Here is a 14,809-nt window from a genome sequence, read left to right as displayed (position 1 = left end):
GCCCGGCGGCGGGTCGCCGGCCGCGTCGAGGATCAGTGCCACGGCGTCCTTGCCCGCCTCGGCGGCGGCCTCCAGCACCACCACGCGGTCTTCGGCGAACAGCGAGGGGCTGAGCAGTTCGGCGAGTTCGGCCGCCCCGGCATCGCCCGCCCGCAACCGGTTGACGGGAAGCTCCGCGCCCGCGGCCACGTCCGCGTTCGCGCGGACGTGGCCGATGACCTGCGCCACCGCGCGTTCGACGAGGAATTCCTCGTCACCGAGGACCAGATGGAGCTGTTCGAGCTGAGTTGGAGTGCTCACGCGAAGATCGTGCCATGTGGGGCGGACACGGTCGCCGACACCCCGAAACCGGGACCGAGCGGGCCGAACACGGGCGATCGCCACGCAGCGGTCGCGTCGGCGGTGGACACTCGATCATATGACCGCGGAAACCGAGGTGGACGGCGTCACCCGCGAGGACTACGCGCACATGATCGACCTCGACGACGATCGCACGGCAGGGCACCGGTACGAGCTGAGTTTCCGGTACACCTGCCGCGACGGGCTGCTCCTCCGATGGTCGGTGCAACTGGTGGCCCGCTGCTCAGCCTCCGGGCACGCCGAGACTCTGTTCGCGGGTGGTCGATCCGTCCTCGAACCCGCATCGCCCTCGCATCACGACGTTGCGGCGGCCGGCTCCGACGGCGACTTCGACACGGCGTGCGATTTCTACGAGCACCGGTGGCGGGCCCTGCTCGACCCGGCGGGCGGCAGCCCGCGGGGTGAGGCCGAGCAGCGTCACCTGTCCGACGGGCTCACCCTGTACGGGCGTACGTGGCGCAACGCCGCCGGCCGTGCGCTCGCCGGCCGGCTCGCGTCGTTCGCCGAGGTCACCGTGCTCGCCCTGGGCACCGACCCCGCGTTCCACGTCATGCGCCGCACCGCCGCCCACTACCCCGACCCGGTCGTCCTCGCCGTCTACCAACCCGTCGGGCAGCGCATCGACCTCAGCCTGGTCGACACCGCGACCGTGGAGGCGTTGATCGACGACCCCGGTCCGCTGCGCACCGGACCGGACACCAGCGCAGGCGCCCTGCTCACGGGCGTCGGATCCGCCGGACTGCTGCATCCCGGCTACATCGGCTCCACCACCGCCTGCGTCTCCGAGCTGACTCCGCCGCCCCCGGTCAGCTGACCACTTCGCGCGTCAGGAGGTCGACCACCGCCGCCAGCGTGCCGACGCGCGCGAACTCGGCCCGCTGCCTCTCGGCGCCCGTGCCCTCCCGCAACACGGTGTCGAGCCCCGACTCGAGGAACGCCCGATCACTCGCGCCGAGCCCCGGGGCCACGCACTCGTTCAGCATTTCCAGCTGCAGGCGGATCGGCAGGGACCGCTCCGTGGCCGGGCTCGTGCATTCCCCGTCGAGTCCGTCGCGAGCCGCGCGCCACAACTGCGCCCGCAGCAGCTCGCCGCGCAGCCACGGCACGGCGAGGCCGTCGTCCAGCGACCGTAGCGCCCACCCGACGAGCCCCTTCACGACCACCGCGTAGAGCGCCGCGTGCGCCGCGGTCATGGCGACGTCCGCGATCCGGACCTCGATGGTCGGTTGCTTGTCGGAGAGCCGGACGTGCCAGTAGATCATTCCCCGATCCATGGCGGCACCGGTTCCGATCATGGCGCCGACCGTCGCCTCGTACTGGTCCGCGGAGTCGAAGTGGGGCGGCGGTCCCGCCGACGGCCACCGCGACCACATGATGTGCCGCCAGCTGTGATACGCGGTGTCGTGCCCACTGTGGAACGGGGAGTTCGCAGCGAGCGCGAGCAGCACGGGCAGCCAACTGCGGACCAGGTTGCTCACCTGTACACCGACGTCGCGGCTCGGGATCCCCACGTGCACGTGACAGCCGCACGTGGTCACGGTGTCCACGATCGACCCGAAGTGGCGGGCCATCTCCTCGTACCGCGGGCTCGGGGTGATCGCCGGGGGCAATCCCTCGACGATCAGGGACGTCCCGCTGGGCAGCAGCAACAGGTCGCGGCCCGCAGCGGCCTTCGCCAGCCGGCGGCGCAGGCTGCGCAGCTCCTCGTGCAGTTCCTCCCCCGTGTGGCACACACCCGTCGCCGTCTCGATCTGGCATCGGGCGAGTTCACGCTGAAGCCCGTGAATGTCGTGGCCGGCCTCCGTGACCACGTCGGGTCCCGCGGCGGAGAGGTGACCGGACTCGTCGACGAGGAAGAACTCCTCCTCGACTCCCACACTGAGGTCGCGACCCGATTCCGTTGCTGCAGGGCTCATTCAGGAGGTATCCCCCGTTCCGCGGATACGAAACCGGGGCCGCCGCTCAGGTGAAACCGATGACTTCCTCGCCCCAGGCCCGGCGGAGTTCCCGGTCGGGGTCGGCGACGACTGCGTCGTTCTTGCCGATCAGCAGGGTCGTGCGATCCGCCTCGTCGTACCGTGGCCAGCCGACCTCCTCTCCCGTTCCGTCCGGGGTGCCCTCGGTGGCGAACGACAGCCACCGTCGCTGGATCCGCTCCGACACGTGACCGGCGGTTCGGTGCCCACCGAGCTTGAACGTGGGGTCGTGCGGGACGACGCCGAAGTTCCCGAAGACGTACGGCACCTCGGTGCCGTGGGTGGCGCCGATCCGCGCGGCGCGCAGGAACGGTGTCGCGTAGTCGAAGCGGTACAGCCAGGCCGGGGCGACGCGGCTGTGCGCTTCCGCGATCCACAGCGTCGGCATCCGGAACGCGGCATCCCGCGAGATCTCCATGGCCGAGCGTTTCTTCGGGTAGTCGGGATATGCGGCCGCCACCGCCTGTTCCTCGTCCGCCGGGAGGTCGGGGTGATCGGCGGCGATCGCCACGAACATCTGATGCACGGCGTCCGGGGTGATCGGCATCAGGGGCGACTTCATCAGCCGGAACATCGACGACTCGTCCTTGTTCGTCCCGATCAGCAGCGGAATTCGGTGTGCGAGGCCTTTTCGGAATGTCGCGACGGGGTAGTGCGGGACCACGTCGCCGTCGACGGTCGGGGCAACCGCCAGGGTGCCGGGGACCCGTGCGGGCACCTGCTGGACGAGTTCGACGCAGGCCTTGGTCAGCACGTCGACGGGCAGGTCGCGGAGTCGGCCCGCGTCGGCGGGCGCGACGTCGAGCAGCTCGAGGAACGATTCGGCGATGCTCGCGGCGCGGTCTCTGCCGTAGACGGAGGTCGCGGGCGAACTCTCGGCGATCGCGCGATGGAACAGTCCCTCCGCCGGCGGGGACGTCATCAGCGTGGTGACCGCGCCGCCACCGGCGGACTCCCCGAACAGCGTCACGTCACCCGGGTCGCCGCCGAATGCCGCGATGTTGTCGCGGACCCAGGTCAGTGCCGCGATCTGATCGCGCAGGCCCAGGTTCGTGTCGAACCGATGCTCCTCGGTCGAGAACGAGGAGAAGTCCAGGAACCCCAGCGCACCGAGCCGGTAGTTGAACGTGACGACCACGACGTCGCCGCGTTCGACCAGACGACTCGGATCGAACATGCGCTGCCCGGACGAACCGAGGTAATACGCCCCGCCGTGGATCCACACCATCACCGGCCGCGGTCGCTCCGTGTCCGTCGCGGGGGCGAAGACGTTCAGGGTGAGGCAGTCCTCGTCGATGGTCAGACCGGGATCGATGGGCAGCGGGCCGTGCTCGTTCTGCGGTGCGATCGGACCGAACCGGGAACAGTCGCGCACCCCGGCGAACGGTTCGGGCGCGCGCGGGGCGCGGAGCCGCCACTCGCCGACCGGCGGTGCGGCGTAGGGAATGCCTTTCCATGACCGGACGCCGTCGAGGCGGACACCCCGCAGCGTCCCCTGGCCGATGGTCACCTGTGGGTCCTCGGTGCGCGAAACCATGCCGCCATCTTCGCCCGGGACGACCGCCCCCGGAGTCCGATCGGGAATTCCTCCGGCCCGGACCTGCGGCGACCGCCCTCTCTGGCAGACTGAATCAGTGAGCCGGGCACATGCCCGCACGCTGGAGGAACCGATGCGAGACACAGTGCCCGATACGACGCGCTCGCAGGCTGTCGGCAGGTCGGCCGCGACGTTCGCGACCCTCGCCGATCTTCTCTACGCGGGCCAGGATTTCGGGCACGTTCACCAAGCCATCTGCGACGCCGCGCCACTACTCGTCGAGGGCTGTGACCACGCGAGCCTCATGCTCCGGGAGGGATCCCGCTACGTGACGGCCGCGGCCAGCGACGACGTGGCCGCCCGCGTCGACGAGTACGAGCGCGACGAGAACGAGGGACCGTGCGTCGATGCCATCGTCAGCGACACGCCCCAGTTCGAGACGGACCTCTCCACCACGTCGCAGTGGCCGCGGCTGTCGGCGCGGGTCCTGGCCCACACGCCGGTGCGCGGTGCGGCCGGATTCCGCCTCGTGATCCTCGGGCGCAAGGTCGGCGCCCTCAATCTGTTCTCCGACACGGCGGGAGCCCTCGACACCACGTCCGTCGAGCAGGGCATCATGCTCGCATCGTTCGCGGCGGTGGCACTGGCGGCCGTCCACGAGCACGCCGAGGCCGAGACACTGCGGGCAGGCCTGGCCAGCAACCGTGAAATCGGGAAGGCCGTGGGTCTGCTGATGGCGTTCCACAACATTCCCGAGACTCAGGCGATGGAGATTCTCCGCACCACCTCGCAGGACATGAATCTCAAACTGGCGACGGTGGCGCAGGAAATCGTCGCTCACCATCACCGGAAGGTGACCTGACCGCTGTCGGTCAGCCCACCTCCGGCGCATCGGGGTTACCCGCAATGCCGAGCATGGACAGGAGCATGCGGCAGTCTTCGGCGTCGAGTGACTGGGCAGCAACGACCCGTTGCGCTCTCCACACCTGCCCGGCGTCGAGCTCGTCGTCCACATCGAGATCTGTCCGCTCCGATTCCGACATTCGCCCTCCAATGCGGGTGCGTTCCAAGACCGTTCACCTCAACATCTGCCACCGGATGGTAGTCGGTGTTTCGGTGTCGCATACGCACATCGGGAATCGAAGTCGAAACGATACAGAAGTCGTTCCGCCGCCGTGCGGCCGAGCGTGCCGAGCGGCGCGCTCCGGAGACGAAAGTCACAGCGGCACAGCATATATCAGGAAGTTGTCAGCGCCCGCAGCGGCTCACTCAACTCGTTGGCGAAGAATTCGAAGAAGCCGTCGACGTCCGGCCCCGCGTTGATCAGCGCCAGATGATCGAACCCGGCATCGACGAAAGTGCCTGCCACCTCGAGGTGCCGCCGGACGTCCGGACCGCACGCCATGGCCTCTCGGACGTCCTCGGTGCGGATCGACGACGCCGCCGCCTCGAAGTTGATCGGATTCGGCAGTTCCGCTTGAACCTTCCATCCGGTCAACCCGAACCGGAACAACCGATGCGCCGACTCGACCGCGGATTCCTCGTCACGCGCCCACGCGAGGGGTACCTCCCCGTATTTCGGCCCCGACCCACCGGCCCCGGCATAGGCCTTCACGAGGTCCGGATCCGCTTCGGTGGCGAAGAGTCCGTCGCCGAGTTCCGCGGCGATCCCGACGGCCTCCGTGCCACCCGCCGCGACTGCTATCGTGGGCGGCACGTCGGGGAGATCGAAGACGCGCGCGTCGTCGAGGGTGAGGTGCTTGCCCTCGTACGAGTGGTAGCCACCCGACCACAGCAGGCGGATGATGTCGATCGCCTCACGGAGCATCTGGTGCCGGATGGTCACCGACGGCCAACCGCCACCGACGACATGTTCGTTCAGCCGCTCCCCCGAACCGAGTCCCAGGGTGAACCGGCCCTCGCTGAGGACGGCGGTCGTGGCCGCGGCCTGCGCGATGATCGCGGGGTGATATCGGACGAACGGGCAGGTGACGCCGGTCGCCAGACCGATCCGGTCGGTCCGTGCCGCGGCGGCCGCGAGCATCGACCACACGAATCCCGAATGACCGTGACTGTAGAGCCAGGGGTGATAGTGATCGCTCACCTCGACGAAGTCGAAGCCGGCCTGTTCGGCCTCCACCGCCTGCCGCACGATCTCCCGCGGATCGAACGTCTCGGCCATCAGCTTGAACCCCACCTGCATGTCGTCGTCCCTTTCCTCGAGTTCTGCGCAGGTTTCCCGGATCCGGACGCGCTCACACAAAGCGACCCAGCGACGACGGCCAGATCGGCGCCCACACCACCAGCACACCGATCGCGATTCCCGCCAGCACCAGCCGGGGTCCGCGCCTGCGCAGCGTCACACCGAGCGCCACGACTGCACCGAGGACGATCGCCGCACCAGCGGGCCCGGAGGGCACCGGAATCGAGGCACCCGGAATCCGCGCGCCCCGCTCGGCCACGGTGACGAGCCACCACAGCGGCCACTGGGTCACGCGCACCACCACTTCCGCGACGGGAACACTGACCCCCGCGATCAGCGCGGTGACCGCTCCGGCCACGGTGATCACGCCGACCACGGGGGCGACCAGGATGTTCGCGCAGATTGACACCAGGCTCACCGTCCCCGCCATCGCGGCCACGATCGGAGCGGTGACGGCGAAGGCGGCGACGGATACCGCCACCGTCTCGGCCACCGCCCGCGGCCAGCCGCGGCCCACCAGCACGTCGACCCCAACCGGCGCGATCACGATCAGCCCCGCAGTGGCGGTCGCCGAGAGAACGAAGCCGAAGTCCACCGCCAACTCCGGTGACCACGCCACCAGGGCGATGACACCGCCCGCCAGCGCGGGCATCGCCTGTTTCCGCCGTCCGGTCACGAGCGCCAGCAGGGCGACCGAGCCCATCGCCGCGGCGCGCAGCACGCTGGGTGACGGTCTCGCGATCACCACGAATGCGATCAGCGCCGCGGCGGCCAGCGCCGCACCCGCGCGAGGACCGAGCCCCACCCCTCGGACCAGGAGCAGCACCGCTCCCAGCAGGATGCTGACGTTCGCCCCGGACACCGCCGTGAGATGCGTCAGTCCGGTCGTGGTGAAGTCGTCCTTCACCTCCCGGGGCAGCGCCGAGGTGTCGCCGACAACCAGCCCCGGCAACAGTCCTGCCTCGTCGGCAGGCAGGACGGCGGCGGCAGCGGCGAACCGCGCACGCAGGGCGCCTGCCCACCGCTGCTGCGGTGGCGCGGGACCGACGTCCGCGGGCGGTCCGGACACCCGGACCGCGGCCAGGCTCAGGTCTCGGTGCCGCGGAGGGCTCACCTGACCGCGCACGACCACATCCTGCCCCGGCAGGAGCCCGAGCCACCCGTCCGCCGGGGCGAGGACGACCACCGCACCGCCCGAGTGGATCGTCTCGGTGGCCCTGCGGATCTCGACGACGTTCGCGTTCACGAGGACGGTTCGTCCGAAGCCGGCGATCTCCTGGGGATCGTCGGCAAGGGTGACGACGAGCGTCACCCACGTCTCGTTCCGGGCGAGTTCGGTCATCGGGTGCCGTTCCACGGCCTGGACCCGCCAGGCCACCCCTGCAGCGCAGCAGGACCCGAACAGCACTACCGCCAACGTCCCGGCCGTCCACCGCCCCGGCCCCCGCAGGGCGCATCCCGCGGCGAGGAGAACCGCCGCTCCCGACAGCGTCGCCACGAGGCCCCACGCCGCCCGGGAGCCTCCGAGGATACCGATCAGCGTTGCGGCCCAACATATCCCGGCGAACGGAATAAGCCGCAGGTCGAGGAGCCGCGGTTCGTCGTCGGGCATCACAGCGTTACCTGGCCGCGCAGCTTCTCCAGCCGCACCGGCCCGATCCCGTCCACCTCCCCCAGTTGCGAGATGTCGGTGAATTTGCCATTGGTCGTGCGCCACGCGACGATCGCCGCCGCCGTGACGGGCCCGACACCGGGAAGTGCGTCGAGTTCCGTCTCGGTCGCCGTGTTGAGGTTCACGAGCCCTCCGCCCGTGGCGGCCGCTGCGCCTGCGGTCCCCGGCGATCCCGCGGAGGCACCGCCCACCGCGCTCGGTGGCGCCTGGGTGGTCGCGGCACCTACGAGCACCTGATCGCCGTCCGAAAGTCGTTGAGCCAGATTCAATCCGAGGGTGTCACCGCCGTCGCGCACTCCCCCGGCAGCGGCGAGAGCGTCCGCGACCCGGGAGCCCGGTGGCAACCGGACGAGACCGGCCGACGCCACCAGTCCCACGACGCTGACGACGATCTCCTCCGCCGGGGCGGGTGCCGACGCCGCCGCGGCGGGAGTCGTCGTCGCCGGGGCCGGAGTCAGGGAATGCACTCCGGCGGCGGGTAACGACGGAACGGACTGCGTCTCCGGCCGATCGCTGCGCACGCCCAGCACGGTGGCCGTCGCGACGACGATTCCCACCACGATCAGCACCAACGCCCCGGACCGCCCGGGATCGAATCGTGCGTCCCGCCACCGGTCCGGCAGCGAGAATCCGCCCCGGCGGCGTTCGGCGGACCACGTCGCGTCGCCGTCGAGGACGGTCCCGCTCGGCTCGGCCAGCCACTCCGGCGCCGCCGGTGTGTCGGGTGGCACCGCGTCGCGTTCCCCCGACGTCAGGAACGCGAGCCGGGTCCGGCCCCTCGAACGTTCTTCCCTGATGCCCATGGACGCGACGGTAGAGTGCGCCGTCCATGGAATCGCCGCGACGACCAGGCTTTCCGAATCGGCCTGTGGATCAGTGCGAAGTTGTGGATGAATCGCGGTCTTCGTGGTGCAGGGCGGGTTCCGGGCACAGCACGATGCCGATGGCGCCCACCCCGACGTGGGCACCGATCACCGAGCTGAATTCGGTGACGACGAGGTCACTGACCTGCGGAATCCGGTCCTTCAGCTGCTGCGCCACCGCTTCGGCGCGCTGCGGGGCGTGCATGTGATGCACAGCGACGGCCGTCCTGTCCAGACCTGCCAGCTCCACCGCGGCGTCGACCATCCTGGCCATCGCCTTGGTCGAGGTGCGCGTCTTCTCCTTCAGAACCAGCCGGCCGTCCACGAGATGCAGCACCGGTTTCATCGCCAGTGCGGTGCCGAGCAGCGCGGCGGCGGTGCCGATGCGGCCTCCGCGACGCAACTGATCGAGCCTGTCGACGACGATCAGGCAACGCCCGCGGCTCGCGACGTCGACCGCCCGCCGGTACGCCGTCTCGAGGTTGGCACCGTCCTTCGCGGCCCGCGCGGCCTCGAGGACCGGGTAGCCCAATCCCATTCCGGCGGACTGGGAGTCGACGATCCGCACCCGGCCGTCGAATTCCTGCGCCGCCTGGCGGCCTGCCTCCCACGTACCGGACAGCTGCCGGGAGATGTGGACCGCGAGAACGCCTGCGCCCTCACTCAGCTCCAGCGCTGTCGCGTACGCCTCGGACAGCTCGCTCGGGGACGCGCCAGACGTGGTGACACCGGCAAGATCCTCGGGGAGCGCGTCGATGCCCTCCCGGAAATCCTGGCCGCCGCTGAGGACATGGAGCGGGACCACCTGGATCCCGTACTGCTCGACGAGTTCGGGCAGGATCGAGGCCGAAGAATCGGTGACGACGACGACGGGCATCGGACTACTCGGCTCCGCTCGACACCGGGTCGGCCGGAACCGCACCCTCGGCGGAGTCGGGAACGACTCCCGCCGCGCGGAGCGCGGTCAGCATCGCCGCGGCCACCTCGATGTGTCCGTCCCAGCCCCAGTGGATGCCGTCCGGATTACCCTGATCGCTGAAGACGTTGGCGCGCACCGCCTCCGCGAGGTCGACGAGGGGCACGTTCTTCTCCTCCGACCACGCGGTGATGGCGGCAACGGCACCGGGGCGACCCGCATGCACCTTGCCGTAGGCCTCGCTGCGATGCACGGACGGCAGGGTCCCGATGACGGGCAACTCGGGGCGCATGTACTCGAGCGCCGCCCGTGAGCTCTCCAGATATTCGACACTCAGCCGCGGGGGCAACGCCACCGGCCACCCCAGCGGGGACAGCCTGGGCTGAAGCCACTGGTAGCCGGCCCGCACGACGCGGCGCAGCGCGGGCGGGCGGACGTAACGTAACTGTTCCCGCAGCGCCGTCGGGAGCGGGGACGGAAGGGAGTCCATGCCACCGACCGCGAACACGACGGCACCGGCGCGGGGAACCGCCGACCACACGCGTGGGTCCTGGGTCAGCGCCCACCACACGTCGCGGCTGGTCCAGCCGATCCGCGCCACCAACTCGACATCCCAACCGAGTTGACGTGCAACGATATTGGGCCAGATGTCCGGGTGATCGGACGGGAGACCGCCCTTGGGTCCGTAGTACGACAGCGAATCGGCGAGCACGAGCAGGACGGGGCGTTCCCCGGAACCGGCATCCACGTCAGAGGACGTCACTGGCCACACTCGCAGAAGCGTTCCACACGTCGAGGCGCCAGTTGAGCGAATCGGGGTTTCCGTACGCACTCAGCTGCACCCAGCTGGTGTTGCCCAGCCCTCCCAGCACCGGCCAGCGGTCGACGGGCAGATCCAGCAGGGCGGCGGTCAGCGCGGCGATCAAACCGCCGTGCGCGACCAGGACCACCGGCTTCTCCGCCCAGTCCTCGTGCTTCTCGAGGAGTTCGGCGACCACCGGCTTGCTGCGGCGGGCGACGTCGATGCGACTCTCCCCGCCGGGCGGTGCCCACGTCGCGTCGCCGCGCCACGTGGCGCGCGCGCCGGGTGCGCGCGCGTCGACGTCGAGGTGCGTGAGCCCCTGCCAGTCACCGAGATGCGTCTCGCGGAGACGCTCGTCGATCTGCACCGGCAGACCGGCGTTGTCGCCCACCTCCACCGCGGTGTCGTAGGCCCGCCGCAGATCGGAGGAGACAATGGAGATCGGTCTGCGCCCGACGAGCGCGGTGGCGGCGGCGCGGGCCTGCGACCGCCCCAGCTCCGACAGTTCGGTGTCGAGCTGACCCTGCATGCGGTTGTCGGCGTTGTACTCGGTCTGCCCGTGGCGGAGCAGGATCAGACGTCGCGGGGCGCGGGGGGCATCCGTCACAGCTCGGACTCCTCCGCCTCGGCGGCGGTGCCCGCACCGTTCGCGTCGGCCGGGCCGTGCAGCCCGAGACCCTCGACGGGCACGGTCGGGCAGTCCTTCCACAGCCGGTCGAGTGCGTAGAAGTTGCGCTCCTCGTTGTGCTGGACGTGGATCACGACGTCGACGAAATCGAGCAGTGCCCAACGGCCTTCGCGGGTACCCTCGCGCCGCACCGGCTTGTGACCTGCCTCACGCAGTCGATCCTCGATGTTCTCGACGATCGCGTTGACCTGTCGCTCGTTGGGGGCGGAGGCGATGACGAAGCAGTCGGTGATGACCAGCTGCTCGGAAACATCGAGCACCACCACATCGGAGGCCAGCTTCTCGTCGGCAGCCACTGCCGCGATGCGTGCCATCTCGATGGCTTCGGTCGTTGCGCTCACGCGATGTTCTCCCAGTTCGGTTCGAAAAGTGCTGACTAACTCTTGGTCTTGTCCGGGGCCGGTTCGGACATCGTCGTCGCGCCGTCGAGGCGCTCGGAGTCCGGTGGCCGGTACAGGTTCCGTTTGGAGATGTACTGGACCACACCGTCCGGCACGAGGTACCACACAGGACGGTGTCGACTGGCACGCCGCCGACATTCCGTCGAGGAGATCGCCAGAGCCGGGATCTCGATCAGCGTGACCGCGTCCTCCGGCAACGCGTCCAGGTGACCGGCCAGATGTTCGGTGTTGAGATCGAATCCCGGGCGCGACACCCCGACGAACTTCGCCAGCGAGAACAGTTCCTCCCAGTCCTGCCAGGACAGGATACTCGCCAGGGCGTCCGCACCGGTAATGAAGTACAGCTCGGCGTCCGGGTGGTAGCTGCGCAGATCACGCAGAGTGTCGACGGTGTAGGTGACCTTCTCCCGGTCGACGTCCACCCGGCTGACGGAGAAACGCGGATTCGACGCGGTGGCGATGACCGTCATCAGGTACCGGTCCTCGGCCGGGCTGACGCCCTTGCCCTGCTTCTGCCAGGGCCGGCCGGTGGGCACGAAGACGACCTCGTCGAGGCTGAATCGATCTGCCACCTCACTGGCTGCCACGAGGTGACCGTGATGAATGGGGTCGAAGGTGCCGCCCATGACTCCCAGGCGGCGCCGACGCGCGCCCGCTGCTCCCTGTTCCACGAGTGACGAGCTTACGTGTTCACACCGGCAGCAACCCGGCGACCACCGACGCCAGCTGCTGAGCGGATCGGCATTCGTGCATGCTGATGACCTCGTTGTACACCTTCGCCGCCGAGTCGCCCGTTCCCCACTGACCGCGGGGCTCCGGGTTGAGCCAGTGCGCGTGCTTCGCCACCGACACGAGCCGGGCCAGGGCCTCCAGATTCGGGTCGCGGTAGTTGTTGCGGCCGTCGCCGAGCACCAGCAGCGACGTCCGCGACGTGATGCTCTGGGTGAACCGTTCGGCGAACACCCCGAACGCGTTGCCGTAGTCGGAGTGCCCGTCGTAGCCGACCAGGTCGGCTTCCCGGATCATCCGCGACATAGCGCTGCCGAGGTCGGCTCCCGCGTCGAAGAAGCGGGTGACCTCGTCGGTGGTGTCGATGAACGCGAACACCCGCACCCGGGAGAACTGCTCGCGCAGCGCGTGAACGAGCAGCAGGGTGAAGTGGCTGAAACCCGCGACCGAACCCGACACGTCACACATCACGACCAGTTCGGGGCGCGCCCGCCGGGGCTTGCGCTGGACGAGGTCGATGGGCACACCGCCGGTGGACATCGACTTGCGCAGGGTTCGGCGCAGGTCGATCGAACCGGCCCGGTTGCGGCTGCGCCGCACGGCCAGGCGGCTGGCGAGCAACCGGGCCAGCGGGGTGACGTTGCGTTTCAGCGCCGTCAGTTCGGCGTCGGACGCGCGCAGGAAGTCGACTTCCTCGGCCAGTCGAGGCACGCCGTACGACGCCACCCGTTCCTTGCCGAGGTTCTCGGCCGACCGTCGCCGCGTCTCCGTCTCGATCATCTTCCGGAAGTCGGCGATCCGCTGGGCGGCGGTGCGCTTGGCCACCTCGGATTCATAGCTTTCCGTCGTTCTGGCTTCGCCGTCCTGCTGGTTGCCCAGGAGTCCGTCGAGGATCTTCTTCAGCAGGGTTTCCGGCGCGACGTCCCGCAGCGCCTGGTACGCGGAGAACGACGGGCCGTTCGCCGACTGGTACTGCCCGAGTTCCTCGACCATCTGCGCGGTCAGGAGCTCGGTGAGCTCGATCGCCTCCGGCGACCCGTCGGTGAGGAGTTCGACGATCAGCTCACGTAGCGCCTCGTAGTCGATCTCACCCTTCGCGTTCCGCGGCAGACTCGTGTCGATGGCCCCGTCCGCCCGGCTTCCGACCGCCGCCGGGAACCAGAGTTCGAACAGCGCGTCGAACGTCGGCCGGTGGGTGGGTCGCCGCAGCAGCGCGCACGCGAGACCCTCGCGCAATGATTCGCGGTCGAGCAGATCGAGGACCGACATCACCCGACCGGCGTCGACCGTCTCGGACGGTCCGACCATGATGCCGCGCCGCCGCAACGCCTCGACGAAGTCGACGAGATGCCCCGGCAGCCCGTGCGGCGCCGCGGGACCGCCCGGCTTCGACCGGGACGCGAGTGGACCACCAGCAGCCATGGGGGAGTCCTTCAGTTCAGTCGCAGCTCGGCAGCGGCCCGTAGCTGGTCGGATTGGTGTTTGAGGACGACACCCATCGTGGCGCGCACGGCGTCGTCGTCGAGGGTGTCGAGCCCGAGCGCCAGGAGTGTGCGACCCCAGTCGATGGTCTCGGCGACCGACGGCAGCTTCTTCAGCTGCATGCCGCGCAGCACGCGGATGGTCCTGACCAGCTGCTCGGCTACTGCCTCGGGCAGCTCCGGCACCCGGCTCGCGAGGATCCGCCGCTCGAGTTCGGCGTCGGGGAAGTCGAGATGCAGGAACAGGCAGCGGCGCTTGAGTGCCTCCGACAGTTCGCGGGTGGCGTTCGAGGTGAGGACGACGAACGGCTTGCGCGTAGCCGTGATGGTGCCCAGTTCGGGGACGGTGACCGCGAAATCGCTGAGCACCTCGAGGAGCAGGCCCTCGATCTCGACGTCGGCCTTGTCGGTCTCGTCGATCAGCAGCACCGTCGGGTCCTCGCGCCGGATCGCGGTCAGCAGTGGCCGCGACAGCAGGAACTCCTCCGAGAAGACGTCCGCCTTGGTGGAGTCCCAGCTGTGGTCGCTGCCCGCCTGAATGCGCAGGATCTGCTTCGCGTGGTTCCACTCGTACAGCGCGCGTGCCTCGTCGACGCCCTCGTAGCACTGCAATCGCACCAGCTCGGCGCCGGTGGTCTCGGCGACGGCGCGGGCGAGTTCGGTCTTACCGACTCCGGCGGGACCCTCGATGAGCAGGGGTTTTCCGAGCCTGTCCGCGAGGAACACCGCGGTCGCGGTGCCCTTGTCGGACAGGTACCCGGTTTCGGCGAGCCGAGCGATGACGTCGTCGACGCTCGCGAAGAACGGCGTCGTGGTGGGCAGTGCGCGGTCCACGCTCGCTCCTTTCAGAGGGGCTTGAGGGAAGGGGGGTCGGCGGCGGTCTAGACCGGGCGGGTGTGCCCGTCACCCCAGACGACCCACTTGGTGGAGGTCAGTTCGGGGAGCCCCATCGGGCCACGCGCGTGCAGTTTCTGCGTGGAGATCCCGATCTCGGCGCCGAAACCGAACTGCTCGCCGTCGGTGAAGGCGGTGGACGCGTTGACCATGACGGCGGCGGCGTCGACGCGGGCGGTGAACTCCCGGGCGGCCGCGAGGTCGGAGGTCACGATGGCCTCGGTGTGGCCGGTTCCGTAGCGGTCGATGTGCTCGACCGCGGCATTCAGGTCGTCGACGACCTTGAG

At 69.6% G+C, this 14,809-nt stretch carries 15 protein-coding genes and 2 pseudogenes; 2 read left to right on the top strand and 15 right to left on the bottom strand.

All coding sequences use genetic code 11. The annotated features are described in order from the left end of the window. Positions 1-300 (bottom strand): annotated as a pseudogene (locus tag AZG88_RS29280) (DNA polymerase III subunit delta); the annotation flags it as partial. 118 nt (positions 301-418) lie between these two features. Here AZG88_RS29280 and AZG88_RS29275 point away from each other — a divergent pair. Then, on the top strand, positions 419-1,174 hold the full coding sequence (locus AZG88_RS29275) for a hypothetical protein (protein ID WP_005248019.1): 756 nt from the start codon (positions 419-421) through the stop codon (positions 1,172-1,174). Here AZG88_RS29275 and AZG88_RS29270 read toward each other — a convergent pair. Together AZG88_RS29270 and AZG88_RS29265 are read right to left on the bottom strand one after the other, a co-directional pair. Next, a complete protein-coding gene (locus AZG88_RS29270) occupies positions 1,167-2,276 on the bottom strand; it encodes a carboxylate-amine ligase (RefSeq protein ID WP_005248022.1) in 1,110 nt (369 codons plus the stop codon). The two genes, AZG88_RS29275 and AZG88_RS29270, sit on opposite strands and share 8 nt — an antisense overlap. Before the next feature lie 46 nt (positions 2,277-2,322). After that, on the bottom strand, positions 2,323-3,873 hold the full coding sequence (locus tag AZG88_RS29265; protein ID WP_061699889.1) for a carboxylesterase/lipase family protein: 1,551 nt from the start codon (positions 3,871-3,873) through the stop codon (positions 2,323-2,325). A gap of 133 nt (positions 3,874-4,006) precedes the next feature. On the opposite strand from AZG88_RS29265, the gene AZG88_RS29260 reads away from it, so the two are divergent. Further along, positions 4,007-4,735 (top strand): GAF and ANTAR domain-containing protein, encoded by a 729-nt coding sequence (locus AZG88_RS29260; protein WP_061699888.1) that lies wholly within the window; start codon positions 4,007-4,009, stop codon positions 4,733-4,735. Between the two features lie 10 nt (positions 4,736-4,745). On the opposite strand, the gene AZG88_RS52975 is transcribed toward AZG88_RS29260, so the two are convergent. From AZG88_RS52975 to proA, 12 genes and pseudogenes are all read right to left on the bottom strand, one after another. Next, positions 4,746-4,916, bottom strand: a complete 171-nt coding sequence (locus tag AZG88_RS52975; protein WP_197487960.1) for a hypothetical protein — start codon at positions 4,914-4,916, stop codon at positions 4,746-4,748. Positions 4,917-5,110: 194 nt separating this feature from the next. After that, the gene (locus AZG88_RS29255) at positions 5,111-6,076 is read right to left on the bottom strand and encodes an LLM class F420-dependent oxidoreductase (RefSeq protein WP_061699887.1); all 966 of its coding nucleotides are present in this window, start codon (positions 6,074-6,076) and stop codon (positions 5,111-5,113) included. Between the two features lie 52 nt (positions 6,077-6,128). Then, entirely contained in the window at positions 6,129-7,688 is a 1,560-nt protein-coding gene (locus AZG88_RS29250) for a ComEC/Rec2 family competence protein (protein ID WP_061699886.1), read from the bottom strand. After that, a complete protein-coding gene (locus AZG88_RS29245) occupies positions 7,688-8,551 on the bottom strand; it encodes a ComEA family DNA-binding protein (RefSeq protein WP_061699885.1) in 864 nt (287 codons plus the stop codon). Before AZG88_RS29245 ends, AZG88_RS29250 begins: the two co-directional genes overlap by 1 nt. A 70-nt stretch (positions 8,552-8,621) precedes the next feature. Continuing rightward, entirely contained in the window at positions 8,622-9,488 is an 867-nt protein-coding gene (locus AZG88_RS29240; RefSeq protein WP_061045305.1) for a DegV family protein, read from the bottom strand. Between the two features lie 4 nt (positions 9,489-9,492). After that, positions 9,493-10,290 (bottom strand): diglucosylglycerate octanoyltransferase, encoded by a 798-nt coding sequence (octT, locus tag AZG88_RS29235; RefSeq protein WP_005248040.1) that lies wholly within the window; start codon positions 10,288-10,290, stop codon positions 9,493-9,495. Beyond that, the gene (locus AZG88_RS29230; protein WP_025432936.1) at positions 10,277-10,936 is read right to left on the bottom strand and encodes a histidine phosphatase family protein; all 660 of its coding nucleotides are present in this window, start codon (positions 10,934-10,936) and stop codon (positions 10,277-10,279) included. Before AZG88_RS29230 ends, octT begins: the two co-directional genes overlap by 14 nt. Beyond that, the gene (rsfS, locus tag AZG88_RS29225; RefSeq protein ID WP_005248044.1) at positions 10,933-11,358 is read right to left on the bottom strand and encodes a ribosome silencing factor; all 426 of its coding nucleotides are present in this window, start codon (positions 11,356-11,358) and stop codon (positions 10,933-10,935) included. Before rsfS ends, AZG88_RS29230 begins: the two co-directional genes overlap by 4 nt. A gap of 35 nt (positions 11,359-11,393) precedes the next feature. Next, a complete protein-coding gene (gene nadD, locus AZG88_RS29220; RefSeq protein ID WP_005261284.1) occupies positions 11,394-12,044 on the bottom strand; it encodes a nicotinate-nucleotide adenylyltransferase in 651 nt (216 codons plus the stop codon). A gap of 64 nt (positions 12,045-12,108) precedes the next feature. Next, a complete protein-coding gene (locus AZG88_RS29215) occupies positions 12,109-13,569 on the bottom strand; it encodes a vWA domain-containing protein (protein WP_005261285.1) in 1,461 nt (486 codons plus the stop codon). An 11-nt stretch (positions 13,570-13,580) separates the two neighbouring features. Continuing rightward, positions 13,581-14,462: an AAA family ATPase gene (locus AZG88_RS29210; RefSeq protein WP_005261286.1), complete on the bottom strand. Its 882-nt coding sequence runs from the start codon at positions 14,460-14,462 to the stop codon at positions 13,581-13,583. Between the two features lie 47 nt (positions 14,463-14,509). After that, positions 14,510-14,809: pseudogene (gene proA / locus AZG88_RS29205) on the bottom strand (glutamate-5-semialdehyde dehydrogenase); the annotation flags it as partial.

The organism is Rhodococcus sp. LB1, from assembly GCF_001583455.1.
Taxonomy (GTDB): domain Bacteria; phylum Actinomycetota; class Actinomycetes; order Mycobacteriales; family Mycobacteriaceae; genus Rhodococcus_F; species Rhodococcus_F opacus.
Note: the sequence above shows the minus strand (reverse complement) of the source record. Positions and strands in the feature narration are given on the sequence as shown.